This window comes from Lentisphaera marina (genome assembly GCF_028745505.1).
In the GTDB taxonomy this organism is placed as follows: Bacteria; Verrucomicrobiota; Lentisphaeria; order Lentisphaerales; family Lentisphaeraceae; genus Lentisphaera; species Lentisphaera marina.
On sequence record NZ_JAQZZL010000003.1, the window covers coordinates 96,792 to 113,595 of the forward strand.

Consider the following 16,804-nt stretch of genomic DNA (forward strand, 5'->3'; position numbering starts at 1 on the left):
TTTATTATGAAAAATCTTATTACTGGCGGAAGCGGTTTTCTCGGTCGCTACATTGCACGACAACTCCTTGAGAAAGGAGAAGAAGTCGTTTTATTCAATCGCTCCGAGCCCCCGAGCGACCTCAAAAAATGCACTTGGGTTCAAGGTGACATCAACGAAACCATGAAACTCACTCGAGCTATGGAAGGCTGCCACAATGTTTTCCACACTGCGGCAATTGCGGGTGTATGGGGTGACGAAGACTTATTCTACAAAGTTAATACCCAAGGCACTCAGTCTGTCATCAATGCTTGTTTGGGAGCCGAAGTAAAGAATCTAATCTACACTTCTTCTCCATCTGTCGTCTTTGGTATTGATGCCATTGAAAACGGCAACGAATCTTTAGCCTACCCCGAAGAGTACTTAACGACTTACCCTAAGACCAAGGCTGAAGGGGAAAAATTAGTTCTAGAAGCTAATAATGAAAAACTCAAAACTTGTTCTCTGCGACCTCATCTAATCTGGGGTCCCGAAGATCAGCACCTCATCCCTCGCCTTATCGAAAAGGCCAAAAGCAAAAAACTCAAACAAGTTGGCGAAGGGAATAACTTAGTCGATTTAACTTATGTAGAAAATGCCGCAAAAGCCCACCTACAAGCTGCTGACGCACTCGATAAGAACTCAAAACCAGCAGGCAAGGCTTATTTTATTTCCGATCCTACACCCGTGAGCCTCTGGGATTGGATAAATGAAATTTTAAGCCTATCGAATTGCCCGCTCCCTAAAGGGAAAATTTCCTATGAAAAAGCCGCCAAAATCGGTGCAGTTCTAGAATGGATTTATCGGAGCTTTAAACTTAAAGGCGAACCGCCCATGACACGCTTTGTAGCTGCTCAGCTAGCCAAAGCACACTACTTCGACAATAGTGCAGCCAAAAATGATTTTTCGTATGCACCTGAAATAGATAATGCAGAAGGCCTAAAACGCACTTTAGCCTGGCTGAAAGACTCCGGAAAAATATGAGCACCTTCACCTGTGATGATATCTATCTCTTAAAAGAAGAGCATGAATACAAGCTTAAATCTGACCCGAGCGCTGAATTCACTTCTTGCACAACTTTCATCAAACAATTTTTCTCACCTTTTGACGCCGATGCTGTAGCTCAAAAATTAGTGAGTAGCGTCCCAAAGTACTTCGGAATGTCAACTGAAGAACTCAAAGAAGAATGGACCGCTGCGGCCGACCATGGAACTCAAGTCCATGAAGAGCTCGAAGAATTCATCTTGTCGGGAACTGAGCCCAAGGAAGCCAAAAGTATTGCTGGGAAGAACTGGCTCAAAAACAATATTGATCTAGAAAAATTCGCCCTACATCCAGAAGTCATTATTTACTGTAAGGAACTTAAACTCGCAGGAACGATTGACCTAATCGCGCAACATAAAAAGTCTGGCTCTTTACTACTCTTTGATTGGAAGACTAATAAACGAATTAACAAGCGTTCCTACAAAGGTGAGAAAGGTGTTCATCCCGCCAGTTCAAATTTAGACGATTGTAACTTCAATCATTATAGTGCGCAACTATCGCTCTATCGTTACCTTCTCGAAAAAAATTATAAGTGCAAAATCCATCGACAAATCATCCTTCATCTCGATGAAGCTAAATCGACTGTGATTGATTGCGACTATTTAGAAAGCACTATACAAGAGATGCTTCGAGTTATTTAAGTCGAAGTAAAAATTTCCTGTAAGACTCTTTCAGCTGCATTGGGGTATGAGATCATACTAAAATCGAGTGATTCGCCCTTCTGTCGCAACTGCCACTCAACAGCATTGGCAACACTAAACTGATCAATCTCTGACTGATGTAATTTATAAAAGCCCTTTGATTGACATGCATAATCTGCATTAATTTCTTGATGATCTTCAGCCGCAATTGGATAAGGAATCAACACCGTTTTGGTTTTGAAATGGATTAACTCAGCAATACTAGAAGCTCCTGCACGGCATACAACTACCGCGGCACGATCAATAAGCGCTCCCATCTCATCACTTTGTTTAGTTACTACGACAGGCGAATCACCGTAGGATTCTAATAATTCATCATTATCATCCGCACCTGTCAATTGTACTAACTGAACAGGATACTTTCTAGCTCTTAGAACTTCGTAAGCATAAGGGAAAATTTTATTAATAGCCTCAGCTCCTTGGCTTCCACCAAAGCAAAGAATTAAGGGGTCCTTGTCATTTAAATTTGAAATGATATCCGGTTTCTTTAAATCTTTCTCAAGTAATTCTGGACGAATAGGCATACCCACAACTGCGATGGGACATTGAATTGCCGAATCGTTTTTCAGTGGAAAACTAGCGAGAAACTTAGTAGCATATTTCGATAAGAAACGATTCGCTTTACCCGCCCAAACATTGCCTTCGTGAATATAAATCGGCACTTTCAAATGAGCGCAAGCAATACCCAATGGCACACCTGCAAAACTTCCCATGAATAAAACCGCATCGGGTTTTTCCTCACGAAGAAACTTCTTGGCTTTTAAATAATCACACCAAAAACGGTAGGCAAACACTGGTATTCTCCAAGGCTTACGAGGACTCGGCAGGCTCAATGCTCTAGCAAGCTTGGACTGCAAGTTATGTTTCTTAGCTATTTCAGCCTGTGCAGGCGCACGCTTACCCGTCAAGAAAAGACTAACCTCTAAGCCTCTAGCCTGAGCTTCCCTCGCAATCGATAGGCCTGGGTAATAATGACCACCAGTGCCACCACAAGAAACAATTAACTTACTCAATATTCTCTCCAGGTAACATTAGGGGACCCTTCACATGTGAATTAGATGGCTTTTCAGGAACGTATTCACCCGTCGATGTCACACGATCCACACTCAACAAAAGTCCAACAGAAATAAAGGCAGAAACCATACTGGAACCACCATAACTAATAAAGGGTGCCGTAATCCCCGTCGTCGGCAGTAAGCCACATATCACACCCATATTAACAAAGGCATGCTGAACAACAGTACAGCCTAAAGTTGCACCCAAAATGACTCCCCGTACATTTCGAGCTTGTCCTGCTACTCGCAGTGAAGAAACTAAAAATACTAAATAGCAAAAACACACCATCAAAATACATATAAAGCCCAGTTCTTCTCCAACAATCGCGAGAATAAAGTCCGTATGAGCCTCTGGTAAATACTCATTTTTCATACGACTTTCAGAAAAGCCTTGACCAGTCCAGCCACCAGAGCCTAAAGAAAGTAATGAATGCCATAGCTGATAACCTTTGTCGGCAGATAATTGTTCTGGAGTTAAAAATGACTCAAATCTCGCGGCTCGAACAGGAGAAATTTTTGCCACTGCAAACACACCCGCTACACCTAAGAACATACATGAAACTAACCATCTCAAACGAGCTCCAGCCACAAACATCACGGTTAAAAGCACCGTGCCCGTTAGTACTGTCATCGAAAGACTACCACCCAACATAATAAGCATCATCACGCAAGCACCTATCAAACCTGGGAACATAAAGCCCCATTTAAATTCATGGACGCGCTTAATATTATGATGGTAATACTCAGACAAAACTAAGACTAAAGCAATCTTGGTGAATTCTGCTGGCTGAATACCAAATCCCCCAATTCTAAACCAGCGATAGGAACCCTTAATGGCTTTTATCAAGGGGAACTTTTTAGCTATATCCGCATAGCCTGCTTTACTCAGAATATTCGCTAAAACTAGGTAGAGCAAAGCTACACAACAGATAACTAAGAACCACCTCGCGTTTCGACAAAGCCAATTATAATCAATAAACTGCACAAAAAATGCTAGCGTCGCACCGACACAAACAAATAATGATTGATTAAAAAAATACTTATTCCCGTGCACTGGAGCACTAGTTGAATAAAGCATAGGCAAGCTGAAACATACTAGGAGAAAAACACTCACTAGCATAATCACCCTAAACTGAGGACGATAAGGAGCCTTCTCCATTAATTCACCACAAAATAAAAATCATTGAACATAAACTAAAATGTAAGATCCTCTGATCCATAGTGATGAGCAACGCGATCTAATAATTCTACATGAACTTCAGGTTTAGCCGTCACTAAGAGTCGATCTCTGTTCATGTCGTACTCTTCACCTTTATGATTGCTTATAACCATACCCATTTCTTCCAAAAATAGTATGCCCGCACCAACATCATAAGGCTGAAGATCACTTTCCCAGAAACCTTGTAACCACCCCGCCGCTACATAGCTCAAATCTAAAGCAGCAGAACCAAAACGTCTGATCCCACGACAACGTGGCATAAGGTCTTCAATTAAAGAGAAAAAAGGATCTTTCAGGTCTGGTGAACGATATGGAAAGCCCGTTCCTAACATTGCTTTACGAAATGATCTCTGAGTTTTTTGTGGGTGAAGCTGTTTATGATTATGATAAAAACCTAGAGCTTTAAAAGCATGAAAAAACTCGCTGCTCATGGGCTTATAAACTGCACCAAACTGAGGCTTACCCTTGTATAAAAGTGCAACTGAAATGGAAAATTGATCAAGGTGATTAAGGTAATTAGTTGTGCCATCCAGTGGATCAACTAACCACATCCAGTCTGCCTCGCCCCGCTTACCATTTTCTTCTCCCCAAAATTCAGCCTCTGGATAAACTGCTGTGAGCCCTTCGAAAAGCATATTTTCACTTTGACGATCGACAAAGGAGACTAATTCACGTGGTTCTTTTTCTTCTTCTTGAACTTCTAGGTCTCTGAAATGATCTAATTGAAAGTCACCCACACCCTGAAGTAAGCGCTCTACTTCCTCTATAAATTTGTACCTATCGACCTCTAATAGCATAGCCTATTCACCCAAGATTGATTCTAAACTTAATTTCGCATTATTTAGTTTAGAGTCAACTTGCTGAATTTGCACTTCAAGGCGTGTACCAATCTCAAGCTTTTTACCATGATTTAATTTAAGTCGAAGCCCTAAACCATCTAATTCAATTAATATTCCGCCATTAAGATGGGCGACAACTGTGGCTTCGTAGATAGCCTCTAGCTGTGTTTGCTCGAGATACTTATACAACCAATAATTTTCCGATTGCCGTTGCACATCCCTTACTTCACCAAGGCGACTTTCTGATTTAGATTTTATCGCTACCAATTCGTCTTCTGTGTAACTTAAGTCATTACCTTCGATAGCATCGATTAACTGTCTTTGCATGACCAAGTCACTATAACGACGAATAGGAGAAGTAAACTGCGTGTAACAATCCAAACCTAGTCCTGCATGCTCCGAAGCATAAGGAGTCATTCGCGATTTTTTCATACATTTGATGGCAGCATCAAAAGAAACCGGATCATATGTTTCTGGCATGGTAACTTGTTGATCTGACTTTTCCTGAACTCGGTATAAAATAGGAACCTCATGATCACGACAATACCTAGCACCTAAGCTGTTGGCTAAAATCATAAACTCTCCAACTAAAGCACGACTCTGTGAACTCGCTCTAACTTCAGTAACTTGAACTAAATCGCCTTCTACGGTGATTTTATTTTCTGGACGATTAAAAGTTATGGCACCATTTTCTTGACGCTTAAGCATCAGTTTATGTGCTAATTCTTGTAGAGTTTCCAGTGCTAAGGGCAAACTCTCATGACATTCTTCATTTTCTTTATCTAAAATTTTATCGCAAAAAGTATAGCTCAATTTTTCACTTACATTTATTAAACTGCGCTCGATAGAGAAATCTTGAACTTCGCCTTCTGCAGAAATATTAGCGTAATACGATAAAGCAGGCTTTGCCTCCCCTGGTAAAAGCGAGGCTTTGTGAGTCGCTAATTCAGCTGGGAACATATTAACTGTGCCCGTCGGTAAATAAATACTCGTTGCGCGTCCTTCAGCCTCATCATCTAAGGCATCGCCTATATTGACATAAGAACTCACATCTGCTATATGAATACCTATCTTAAACAAATCGTCATTTAGGTACTCCACGCTCAAGACATCATCGACATCTGAGGTCGATTCATCATCAATACTGAAACAATAAAAGTCTTCGCCTAAGGCTTTTCTTTCAGCATTTTTAAACTCTAGATCTTTTGCTAAGTCCACGAGTTTGTGAGAAAAGTCGGGGCGTATTCCTGCTAAAATTAAATGCTGATCACAATCAGAATTGATGTTTCCAGTTTTTTGTAGAAGCTCTACAGCCTTTTCTCTTAAAGGTGCTTTGCCTATCACTTTATCTAAAAAACGAGATGCATCTGAACTATGTTTCGACCATATTAGATTGCATAATTGACCGACAAAGGTTTTAAACTTTTCAGGTACTTCTAGCTGAGCTTCAGGCTCCGCATCTAAAATACTCTGAATCCAAGGTTCAAGCTCGGCCTCATATTCCTGTTGAAGACGTTTCTTCTCACGACTTTTTAAAATGGCCTGAACCTGCTCTTGATCGCGAATCGTAAATTCACTTAAATGACGCTTAAAGTAGACAATATCTTGACAAAGGACATCAAAAAGTCCCGCCTTTAAATAATCGCTAATCTCAGAAAAATAAAAATCACAAAGTTCATCTAAACTAAAAGTTTTATTTTCTTCTCCATCCAACATTTCCCACAACATAGCTAAATCAACATCTTCAGCGACCTCTTTGATTTTAAGCTCATAGTCGCTGTACTTTAATCGAAAATCATCTTCACTAATCTTTTTCTCAAAACTAAATAAAACATTTTTAAGCGGCAAAGGAATCGTTCTCCCACTCGCAATCAAAGCTTTTGCTTTCTTTTTCTCTATCCCCAAGACGTAGGCCAGTCTTAATTGACTCCCATCGCTATAAGCACTTAGCCCATGAAATTCTTCAGTCATTCGTATCCTTTAGTATAAAATTTTGCGTAAAATGCCCCCGCGGGCATACTTTTCAAACTCAAAGCATCAAGCAGAAGGAAGTTAGTTTATGTGTAAATTAACCTTTTCTTAATATTTTATTCTAAAAAGATTTGAAATGCGTACATTTATGAATAATATAAACTTAGGAAAACGAACGAGTATTTCAAACGATCTTTTAAGTCGCCGTCCCAAACACTCCTCACTCCCTCCTATTGACACTCCCGGGGCGGCGACTTAAAAGATTTAAGGAAAACACAATTTAAACTGCCGTCCACTCCTCACTCCCTCCTATTGACACACTCCCAATACTCGGGCGGCAGTTTTTTTTTCCTCCTAGATCGAAGATCGAGAGTGACTAATCTTTACAATAGACAAATTACCCGTGCTTTTTAAGCATTTTTATTAACGGGCTTTTTTGCAAAAGCCATTAATGAACTATCTTAGGACTTGTTTAAAATTTTAAAATCAATTTCCTATGAGTCTAGCTAATAAAATCAGATCAGTCTTTGTCAAAGATATCGGTATCGATCTTGGCACAGCAAACAGCCTTGTTTTCGTTCGCGATCAAGGCATTGTCCTTAATGAACCCAGCGTAGTAGCTGTACACGAAGATACAGGCAAAGCACTCGCAGTAGGTATTGAAGCGAAAAAAATGCTCGGTAGAACACCCGGGTCCATCAGAGCTATACGCCCCATGAAAGATGGCGTCATTGCAGATTTTGATATTACAGAAATCATGCTCCGCTACTTCATCAACAAAGTTCACTCACGCGCTCGTAATTTAACGATGCCACGTGTGCTCATTGCTGTTCCTTCTGGGATTAACGAAGTCGAAATGCGTGCGGTTAAAGAAAGCGCCAAAAAAGCTGGTGCCGGTGAAGTTGAAACAATTTTCGAACCCATGGCTGCTGCCATTGGCGTAGGTCTTCCGGTTGCAGACCCCACAGGCAACATGGTTGTCGACATTGGTGGTGGCACAACTGAAGTCGCAATGATCTCCCTTGCAGGTATCGTTGAAAGTAAAAGTGTAAAAGTTGGTGGCGATGCCATGGATATGGCCATAACGAACCATATCAAAAACAACTACAATTTGAAAATCGGTCCTAGAATGTCTGAGGAAATCAAGATCACTCTTGGTTCAGCCTTCCCACTTGAAGAAGGTGAGCTCACCATGGAAGTTCGTGGTAACGATCAGCTTGCAGGCTTGCCGAAAGCTATTACCATCACTAGTACGGAAATCCGCGAAGCCCTCATGCCTCCTGTAACACAAATTGCTGAATCAGTGCGTCAAACGCTTGATAGATGCCCGCCAGAACTATCCGCCGACCTCATTGACCATGGTATTTACTTAGCTGGCGGTGGTGCTTTACTACGCGGCCTCGATAAGTTACTTCGTCAAGAAACTGGACTACCTGTAACGGTAGCCGACGATCCGCTCTGTGCTGTCGCCAACGGAACTGGTTCCGCACTTCAAAACATGGACACTCTTTTTAGAAACTCCCAAGAAGCGGCAAAGCGAAATAAAAAGTACCGTTAACCCATGCCTTACTTAGTGACAATTGCTATCTGCTATTTATGCGGATCGATCCCCTTTGGCTTAATTATTGCAAAAGCTAATGGTATCGACATTCGTCAACATGGCAGCGGAAACATCGGTGCGACTAATGTTTTACGTACGCTGGGTAAAAAATGGGGTTACACTTGTTTTATCTTAGATTTCCTTAAAGGCTTATTCCCCGTCTTATTGGTATCAATCTACTTTTCCAAGAATTATCCTGAGCTTGCGAACTACGCAACAATTATCGCTCTACCCGCCACTATATCGGGACATATATTTAGCATTTTCCTCAAGTTCAAAGGTGGAAAAGGAGTTGCCACTGGTGCCGGTGCAGTTATGGCACTATGTCCACCAGCTGTCATCCTTGCCTTAACTGTTTGGTTCATCTGCTTCAAGCTATCTGGTTATGTATCTTTAGCGAGTATCATTGCTGCCCTAACCGTACCAATTTTTGCCGTCGGGCTCACAAAAGCTAATTTAATACAAACAAACCCCGCTCAAATCACCCTTTTGATTATCCTGGCGATGTTAGTAACTTTTATGCATAAGAGCAACATCAAACGCCTATGTAATGGAACTGAGAGCTGCTTTAAAAAGAAGGAGAAAAAATCTTGAAAATCACTGTTTTATCTTCAGGTAGTTGGGGTACAGCTCTAGCTAAAACCCTCTGCGATAACAATCACGACGTTTATCTTTGGTCAAGATCACAAGAATACTCCGATGCCATGGAAGAGAAACGCGAAAACTTTCGCTACCTTCCAGGCTTCCCCCTGCCTGACTCACTGACGCTAACTGCGGACCTCGCAAAAGCACTGGAAAACACCGATTTAATCGTCACCTCCACTCCGACTCAATACGTGAGGCATAGCCTCGAAATGCTGAAAGAGCATAAAACTAAAGCGCCAATCTGTAACGTTTCGAAAGGCATAGAAGTCAGCTCACTTAAACGAATCAGCGAAATCACCAGCGAGATCCTAGGCGAAAGCCATCCCTTTTGCGTTTTAGTTGGCCCTAGCCACGCAGAAGAGCTCATCAAAAACATGCCCACAGCTGTGGTCGTCAGCTCTCAATTCAACTACCTCGCAAAAATGGTTCAAAATACTTTTATGAATCAAAACTTCCGCGTCTACACAAGCTCTGATTTAGTCGGAGTTGAACTCGGTGGTGCCCTGAAAAATATTTTTGCGATTGCCGCAGGCGTCATTGACGGCCTCGGATTAGGCGACAATACCAAAGCAGCACTCATGACTCGTGGCAATGTTGAGATGGCACGACTTGGTAGAGCACTTGGTGGCTTTGAAGAAACTTTTAATGGACTCTCTGGCATCGGTGACCTCATTGTTACTTGTACTAGTAAACACAGCCGAAACCGCAGTGTGGGAGAAATGCTCGGCAAAGGCCTTAGCATGGATCAGATCAAAGAAAAATTAGGTCATTCAGTTGCCGAAGGTGTTGCAACAACAAAGAGCGCTTATCAACTCGCCCAAAAGTATCAAGTCGAAACCCCCATCATCGAACAATGCTATCAGGTACTATACGAAAATAGATCTGCAGCAGAAGCAATTAATTACTTAATGACACGCGACGCCAAACAAGAGCGCAATTAGTCTATGAAGGCTAGACTTAAATTTAAACTGATTATTACAGTTTTATTTCTATGTTGTTCATTCCAAGACTCTCCAAATAGAAATATTAAGTACTCTGGGCGTAACCCCGTCGTTCGCCCCATCAAACATTCCAATGGCAACATTGAACTCAATGGTATTTTATTCGATGCGAAGGCCGCAGAATTAAGTTTCCCAGCAGAATATATTGTGGGCAGTGAATTTAATAAAGAATATCTGATCACAAGTAGCCAAGAACTGGTCCACGAAAGTTTATTTTATACTAAAATCCAACCCTTTCATTTGCAGTTTATGCTCATCGTCCTCGGTGCTGATAATACCATCCCACGTGAATTACCTGGACGTAGAGGCTCAATTATTGATATAGAAGTTGAATTTGAAGTTAACAAGAAAAAGTACCGCCGCAACATCGAATCATGGCTCAATGAAGAAGGCAAGCCCATGAAAAGACGCGGCTTTTATTTCTTAGGCTCTCGCATACACAAAAACTTTTTCCAAGCACAGGGCAGCGGAAAAGTCTGCTCCCTATGGCATCAAGACGACGCAATCTTAGATATCATCCACCCAAAAAATGACGCTGGTGATTTATTTAGTCTCAACAAGAAAAATATTGCTATGCATAAGTTTTCTCAGGTGAAAATCATCTTAAGTCTTCGCAAGGAATAACTATGTCCAAACTCATTATCGAAGGTGGCACTCCACTTCATGGCAGCGTAAAAGTTTCAGGCAACAAAAATGCCGCCCTGCCTATGATTGCTGCATGCCTACTCACCGACAAAGCTGTCACACTCCACAATTTACCCAATATTCTCGACGTCACACATATGCTGGAGGCCCTCCAGTCTTTAGGCGTCAGCATAGAGCGTCACAGCGACTCAGTAACAATTCACGCCAAAGATTTAAAGAAATCATCTTTAGATCGTGAAACATGTGCAAAAATCAGAACAAGTATCCTACTCGTTGCCCCAAGCCTCTATCGTACAGGAAAAGTTGAGCTTCACCCACCAGGTGGCGATGTTATTGGTCGTCGCCGTTTAGACACCCACTTTTATGGTCTCGAAAAACTCGGTGCCAAACTTAAAGAATCTTTTCCTGCATTTATCTTCGAAGCTAAGACAGGGTTTTCAGGTGCCGATTTGTTTTTCGACCAAGCCAGTGTCACCGCTACAGAACACATCCTCATGGCGGCAGTTGTTGCCAAAGGGAAAACTTGGATCCGCAATGCCGCGAGTGAACCCCACGTACAAAACCTAGCAGAAATGCTTATCCAAATGGGGGCACGAATCAAAGGCCTAGGAAGTAACTGCCTAGAAATCGATGGTGTCAGTTCATTAGAGGGTGGAGACATCCATATCGGCGGCGACTATATTGAAGCTGCTAGTTTCTTAGCTTTAGGTGCTGCCACAGGTGGAGAAATTACTGTAACTGGCACCCATAAGTCTGACTTCTGGATGGCTCGTCGAGTATTTGAGCGCCTAGGGATTCTACTCAACATGGAACACAGTCAAATTTCTATTGATCCGAACTCCCCCAGAAAAATCCAAGCTGACTTTGGCGGTGCAATCCCCGTCATTGATGATGGTCCATGGCCACAATTCCCCTCTGATATGATGAGCTGTATGATTATCCTTGCTAGCCAAGTTGAGGGCACCGTTCTCTTCTTTGAAAAAATGTTCGAGAGTCGCCTCTACTTTGTTGACCGCCTAATAAGCATGGGGGCCAACGCCATTGTCTGTGACCCCCACAGAGTTGTCATTAGTGGGCCCGCTAATTTACGCGCCAACACACTAAGTAGTCCCGACATCCGAGCAGGCATGGCACTTTTAGGGGCAGCACTTTGCGCAACAGGTACGAGTACCGTAAAGAATATTCAAATGATCGATCGCGGCTACGCGAATATCGAAAGCCGCCTACTCCAGCTCGGTGCACGCGTCAAACGCGTTGATTAAAGCAAATAAATTAAGCCAAGTTTTGCAAAGCATCAAGAATTGAATTCAACAAATCGTCCGCATCGCCTCTATCGATAAGATGAGCTGGATAAGATAAATTGAGAATCAATTCATGATCGTGTGTTGCACTCGATAGACAATAGAAAGGCTTTTTCACCAAGTGAGTTGCTGGTACGTGATAACACTGCTGAACTTTGATCGCGCCATATTGATTAGCCAGGTTCGTGACGCCAATATTAGTCACTAAACCGACTGCGTTTTGATTATCCTGAATGGCCTCTAGAAAGCTTTCAGCTTCAGGGAACTTCTTGAGTGCCATTGAACGAACAAACTTATCAAAGGCAAATTGAATTGGTGTACACTTTTCAATAAATTCTGATTTAAAATAATGGGATACGGTAGAAATCTTAGTTGATTTTGTGAACTTACTTCCCACCTCCAGATTACCCACTGCATAATTGAGCGCCTGATAATCACTGTCATTTGCATACGGCCGTGTATCTACTGCTACAAAAGAATGAAGTGGTTTATGAAGATCATATTTTTCTGATATTCGACTCAAAAAAACAGCGACTAATGTTGAGGTGAAAGACCCCTTATAAAGGCGGCTAAATGATAAGATCTTATTCAACTGAGCAGAATCCATACGCTTACTGACATAAGCAGTACGTGCTACATCATCGGCCTTAGGCTCCACACTATTAGGTATTAGCGCCTTACGAGCAAACTTATTTTTAATACCCCAAGAATAAGTTTTTAAAGTTTGCATCACATCTTTTTGCTGTGAATAGGAATGCTCAAAACTCTTAATGGGCTCTGATTGCGGTATTTCATAATTTGGATCCGTGATCGATCGCAAGAGATAATCGAAAAACTGTACCCCTGTACGTCCATCAGCCAACATATGATTAAAGGTCAAGACCAAGCTATGCTGGAAGCGCCCTATGGAAATAATTTTCAAATGCCAAAAAGGGCAAGAATTAATGGGGGAATTTAGACATTGGTCAACAATGTAGTTACGCTCATCTTTATTGCTTACGGAGAAGCTTTCCAAGGGAACATCTTCTAACTCACCCTGAACAAAAAATAACTTATCTCCTTTCCTTCCTAAATCATAGCTCAATATAGCCTGAGACTGAATAAGTTTTATCAATGAGTCATGTAATTGACCTTCATCAAGAGCTCCACTAAGCTCTGCAATCACCATGAAATTATTTGAATCAAGCTCCCCCACTCTCTGCCAAGAGTGCTCCGTAGGACTTAATTGCCTTAACATATTTTATACCCATAAGATGAATTATTAAGAAACATTAACTTAATATATTCTTAATATTCTCGTATATAAAACTCTTTTGTTAAATAAAATATACTCAGAGCTAGAAAATATGTACTTTTATATTGGTTTTCTATGATATAAGAACAAAAAAAGGCTCACTCCGTACGAAGTGAGCCTTTTTAAACTTTAAAAAACTTTAGGAGTGAATTTCTTGTAAACTCAAGACTCCAAAAGATTTACCTGCTCCTAAATGCTTCAGACCTGAAACTGCTGAAGCAAGAGCCGGAATAGTGGTTGTCATTGGAATACCATTCATAATGGCTGCTGCACGCATCGCAACTTCGTCTTTACGTGGTTGAGAGCCAGTAGGAGTATTGATAATCCACTTGATTGTACCATCTTTGATTAAATCTAAAGTATTTGGTTGACCTTCACTAATTTTAAAGAGAGCATTTACTTTAACGCCCTGCTCATAAAGGAAGGTTGCGGTACCTTGAGTAGCGTAGAGCTCATAGCCGAGCTCCACTAAGTCTTTAGCGTGAGAAACAATCTTTGGCTTATCACGATCCATAACTGTAATGAAGACCGCTCCACCCTGAGGGATTTTATTGCCGGCCATTACCTGAGCTTTCAAGAAAGCTAAACCTGAATTATCGGAAATGCCCATAACTTCACCAGTAGATTTCATCTCTGGAGAAAGGATCACATCGTGACCTGGGAATCTAACAAATGGGAATACCGCTTCTTTAACTGACCAGTATTTTGCATCTACTTCTTGAGTAAAACCAAGCTCTTTCAGAGATACACCAGCCATCACTAGTGATGCATACTTAGCCATTGGCACACCAATTGCTTTCGAAACATAGGGAACTGTACGTGAAGCACGTGGGTTTACTTCAATGATATATACTTCACCAGCTTGTACGGCGTACTGAATATTCATTAAACCACGAACTTTCAGTGCTTTGGCTAAATTGTAAGTATGCTCGCGAATAACATCTTTCACTTCATCAGACAAAGTCATTGAAGGAATGCATGTCGCTGAGTCACCTGAGTGAACACCTGCAGGCTCAACGTGCTCCATGATGGCACCAATAACTGAGGTTTCTCCATCAGAAATACAGTCGACATCGACTTCAACTGCATCGTCGAGGAATTTGTCGACGAGAATGGGCTTATCATCGGAAACATCAACAGCCGTTTCCATGTATTTGCGAAGTTCACTTTCATCATAAACAATTGCCATTGCACGGCCACCGAGAACAAATGAAGGACGAACGAGAACTGGGTATTCGATTCTGTCTGCAATAGCTACTGCCTGCTCAACATTTACAGCAATACCATTTGCAGGTTGTTTAATGTCTAATTCAGTAACTAGCTTCTGGAAGAAGTCACGGTCTTCAGCCTGTTCAATACTCTCTGGACTAGTACCGATAACGTTTACGCCATTAGCTTTAAGGTCGGCCGCTAAGTTGAGTGGAGTTTGTCCACCAAACTGAACAATCGCGCCATCACATTCTTCTGCTTCGTAAATCGCTAAAACATCTTCGAGGGTTAAAGGCTCAAAGTAAAGTTTGTCAGATGTATCGTAATCTGTAGAAACAGTTTCTGGGTTAGAGTTAACCATGATTGTTTCGTATCCTGCCTCACGAAGTGCAAAAGATGCATGTACACAGCAGTAGTCAAATTCAATACCTTGACCAATTCTGTTGGGTCCACCACCAATAATCATGATTGTCTTTTTATCACTTGAAGGACGTACTTCATTGATCTCAGAATAAGACGAGTAGTAGTAAGGGGTAACCGCAGCAAATTCAGCAGCACAAGTATCAACTAAGTTATAAGTAGGAGTTAAACCAATGCTTTTACGAGCAGCGCGAACTTCATCAGCTTTTACACCCAAGATATGCGCAATTTGAGGATCAGAATAACCAAATTCTTTTGCTTGGCGGAAAAGGAGCTGATCCGCTTTAAGACCTTCTAGGTCACCAGCAGATTTAATCTCGTCTTCGTACGCAGCTAGCTCTTCGAGGTGACCTAAGTACCAAGGGTCAATTTTGCAAACATCGAAAAGTTTTTCTACACTCCATCCACGCTTAAATGCAGCTCTTAAAGCAAACACACGCTGTGAATTAGGTACTGAAATCAAATTAGTAAGTTCTTCTTCAGATAAGCTCTCGAATGGCTCATCTTTGCCATCGGCACCAAAACCAAAACGGCCAAGTTCCATACCGCGTAAAGCTTTCTGGAAAGATTGTTTAAAAGTTTTACCAATAGCCATAACTTCACCAACAGATTTCATCTGAGTTGTTAGTGAATCTTCTGCACCCGCGAACTTTTCGAAAGTGAAACGAGGGATCTTTGTTACAACATAGTCAATGGACGGCTCAAAACATGCCGGAGTTGACTTGGTAATGTCGTTTTGAAGTTCGTCAAGAGTGTAACCTACAGCTAATTTAGCTGCGATCTTCGCAATTGGGAAACCAGTTGCTTTTGAAGCAAGTGCAGACGAACGCGACACACGTGGATTCATCTCAATGATAACCATACGACCAGTCTCAGGACATATAGCCCACTGAACATTGGAACCACCTGTTTCTACACCGATTTCGCGTAATACAGCAATTGACTTATCACGCATGATTTGATATTCACGGTCAGTCAAAGTTTGAATTGGAGCCACAGTGATTGAGTCACCTGTGTGAACACCTACTGCGTCAAAGTTTTCAATCGAACAAACGATAATCGCGTTGTCATTTTTATCGCGAACCACTTCCATTTCGTATTCTTTCCAACCAAGAATAGATTCGTCAATTAAAACTTCATTCGTAGGGCTCATATCCATACCTGTTTTACAGATATGATCAAAGTCTTCTTCGTTATATGCGATACCACCGCCAGAGCCACCCATGGTGAAACTTGGACGGATAATTAGCGGGTAACGACCGCCTAACCACTCGCGAACTCCATAACATTCTTCCATAGTAGTCGCGGTACGACAGCGAGGCATATCGAGACCAATTTTCTCCATTGCAATACGGAAACGGTCGCGGTTTTCAGCTTTATCAATAACGTCGGGAGTCGCACCCAACATCTTAACATTATACTTTTCTAAAATACCTTCATCGTGCAAAGCGATAGCTGCATTAAGTGCTGTCTGACCACCGAGTGTAGGCAAGACGGCATCAGGGCGCTCGCGCTCAATAATTTTTTCTAGGAATTCAGTTGTGAGTGGCTCAATATATGTACGATCAGAAAATTCTGGATCCGTCATAATTGTTGCAGGGTTACTGTTCACTAGAACAACTTCGTATCCTTCTTCTCTTAAAGCTTTACAAGCTTGAGTTCCGGAGTAATCAAATTCGCAGGCTTGGCCAATAACAATGGGGCCTGATCCGAGGAGTAAAATTCTTTTTATGTCATTGCGTTTAGGCATCTAGGACTCTCTTAAAATCTAAAAATTAAGGCTTTATCTATATCGAAGCAAATAGAAACTAAGGATCCATTTTTGCAAGGTAAATATTTTTT

The 16,804-nt window shown here is 41.6% G+C and carries 13 protein-coding genes; 7 read left to right on the top strand and 6 right to left on the bottom strand.

The annotated features are described in order from the left end of the window. Window positions 1–6: 6 nt before the first annotated feature. Window positions 7–1,002 (top strand): NAD-dependent epimerase/dehydratase family protein, encoded by a 996-nt coding sequence (locus PQO01_RS21240; protein ID WP_274316237.1) that lies wholly within the window; start codon window positions 7–9, stop codon window positions 1,000–1,002. Next, a complete protein-coding gene (locus PQO01_RS21245; RefSeq protein WP_274316238.1) occupies window positions 999–1,703 on the top strand; it encodes a PD-(D/E)XK nuclease family protein in 705 nt (234 codons plus the stop codon). Before PQO01_RS21240 ends, PQO01_RS21245 begins: the two co-directional genes overlap by 4 nt. On the opposite strand, the gene PQO01_RS21250 is transcribed toward PQO01_RS21245, so the two are convergent. The 4 genes from PQO01_RS21250 to PQO01_RS21265 are packed head-to-tail and all read right to left on the bottom strand — an operon-like array spanning window position 1,700 to window position 6,847. Continuing rightward, complete coding sequence (locus PQO01_RS21250) at window positions 1,700–2,776, bottom strand: UDP-N-acetylglucosamine--N-acetylmuramyl-(pentapeptide) pyrophosphoryl-undecaprenol N-acetylglucosamine transferase (protein ID WP_274316239.1); 1,077 nt, start codon at window positions 2,774–2,776, stop codon at window positions 1,700–1,702. The genes PQO01_RS21245 and PQO01_RS21250 overlap by 4 nt on opposite strands. Continuing rightward, window positions 2,769–3,977: an FtsW/RodA/SpoVE family cell cycle protein gene (locus tag PQO01_RS21255; protein WP_337994469.1), complete on the bottom strand. Its 1,209-nt coding sequence runs from the start codon at window positions 3,975–3,977 to the stop codon at window positions 2,769–2,771. Before PQO01_RS21255 ends, PQO01_RS21250 begins: the two co-directional genes overlap by 8 nt. Before the next feature lie 35 nt (window positions 3,978–4,012). Further along, a complete protein-coding gene (locus PQO01_RS21260) occupies window positions 4,013–4,834 on the bottom strand; it encodes an inositol monophosphatase family protein (protein WP_274316240.1) in 822 nt (273 codons plus the stop codon). 3 nt (window positions 4,835–4,837) lie between these two features. Continuing rightward, entirely contained in the window at window positions 4,838–6,847 is a 2,010-nt protein-coding gene (locus PQO01_RS21265) for an RNB domain-containing ribonuclease (protein ID WP_274316241.1), read from the bottom strand. Window positions 6,848–7,343: 496 nt separating this feature from the next. Here PQO01_RS21265 and PQO01_RS21270 point away from each other — a divergent pair, with 496 nt between their 5' ends. Genes PQO01_RS21270 through murA form a run of 5 tightly spaced genes read left to right on the top strand, consistent with a single transcriptional unit; the run spans window position 7,344 to window position 12,000 of the window. Beyond that, a complete protein-coding gene (locus PQO01_RS21270; protein WP_274316242.1) occupies window positions 7,344–8,405 on the top strand; it encodes a rod shape-determining protein in 1,062 nt (353 codons plus the stop codon). 3 nt (window positions 8,406–8,408) lie between these two features. Continuing rightward, window positions 8,409–9,041 (top strand): glycerol-3-phosphate 1-O-acyltransferase PlsY, encoded by a 633-nt coding sequence (gene plsY / locus PQO01_RS21275; protein WP_274316243.1) that lies wholly within the window; start codon window positions 8,409–8,411, stop codon window positions 9,039–9,041. Then, window positions 9,035–10,033, top strand: a complete 999-nt coding sequence (locus tag PQO01_RS21280) for an NAD(P)H-dependent glycerol-3-phosphate dehydrogenase (RefSeq protein WP_420792940.1) — start codon at window positions 9,035–9,037, stop codon at window positions 10,031–10,033. Before plsY ends, PQO01_RS21280 begins: the two co-directional genes overlap by 7 nt. A gap of 3 nt (window positions 10,034–10,036) precedes the next feature. After that, window positions 10,037–10,717, top strand: coding sequence for a YdjY domain-containing protein (locus PQO01_RS21285; protein ID WP_274316245.1), 681 nt, complete (start codon window positions 10,037–10,039; stop codon window positions 10,715–10,717). Between the two features lie 2 nt (window positions 10,718–10,719). Continuing rightward, on the top strand, window positions 10,720–12,000 hold the full coding sequence (gene murA, locus PQO01_RS21290; protein ID WP_274316246.1) for a UDP-N-acetylglucosamine 1-carboxyvinyltransferase: 1,281 nt from the start codon (window positions 10,720–10,722) through the stop codon (window positions 11,998–12,000). Window positions 12,001–12,010: 10 nt separating this feature from the next. Here the strand turns inward: murA and PQO01_RS21295 are convergent, their stop codons facing one another. After that, window positions 12,011–13,276: a condensation domain-containing protein gene (locus PQO01_RS21295; protein ID WP_274316247.1), complete on the bottom strand. Its 1,266-nt coding sequence runs from the start codon at window positions 13,274–13,276 to the stop codon at window positions 12,011–12,013. A gap of 196 nt (window positions 13,277–13,472) precedes the next feature. Continuing rightward, on the bottom strand, window positions 13,473–16,712 hold the full coding sequence (carB, locus tag PQO01_RS21300; protein WP_274316248.1) for a carbamoyl-phosphate synthase large subunit: 3,240 nt from the start codon (window positions 16,710–16,712) through the stop codon (window positions 13,473–13,475). Window positions 16,713–16,804 lie beyond the last annotated feature (92 nt).

What these genes read in the sequence shown, in the direction of transcription:
- PQO01_RS21255 (WP_337994469.1), bottom strand. Translation starts at nt 3,977, where the DNA reads ATGGAGAAGGCTCCTTATCGTCCTCAGTTTAGGGTGATTATGCTAGTG.
- PQO01_RS21265 (WP_274316241.1), bottom strand. Translation starts at nt 6,847, where the DNA reads ATGACTGAAGAATTTCATGGGCTAAGTGCTTATAGCGATGGGAGTCAA.
- PQO01_RS21295 (WP_274316247.1), bottom strand. Translation starts at nt 13,276, where the DNA reads ATGTTAAGGCAATTAAGTCCTACGGAGCACTCTTGGCAGAGAGTGGGG.
- PQO01_RS21285 (WP_274316245.1), top strand. Translation starts at nt 10,037, where the DNA reads ATGAAGGCTAGACTTAAATTTAAACTGATTATTACAGTTTTATTTCTA.
- murA (WP_274316246.1), top strand. Translation starts at nt 10,720, where the DNA reads ATGTCCAAACTCATTATCGAAGGTGGCACTCCACTTCATGGCAGCGTA.
- PQO01_RS21270 (WP_274316242.1), top strand. Translation starts at nt 7,344, where the DNA reads ATGAGTCTAGCTAATAAAATCAGATCAGTCTTTGTCAAAGATATCGGT.
- plsY (WP_274316243.1), top strand. Translation starts at nt 8,409, where the DNA reads ATGCCTTACTTAGTGACAATTGCTATCTGCTATTTATGCGGATCGATC.
- PQO01_RS21260 (WP_274316240.1), bottom strand. Translation starts at nt 4,834, where the DNA reads ATGCTATTAGAGGTCGATAGGTACAAATTTATAGAGGAAGTAGAGCGC.
- PQO01_RS21240 (WP_274316237.1), top strand. Translation starts at nt 7, where the DNA reads ATGAAAAATCTTATTACTGGCGGAAGCGGTTTTCTCGGTCGCTACATT.
- carB (WP_274316248.1), bottom strand. Translation starts at nt 16,712, where the DNA reads ATGCCTAAACGCAATGACATAAAAAGAATTTTACTCCTCGGATCAGGC.
- PQO01_RS21245 (WP_274316238.1), top strand. Translation starts at nt 999, where the DNA reads ATGAGCACCTTCACCTGTGATGATATCTATCTCTTAAAAGAAGAGCAT.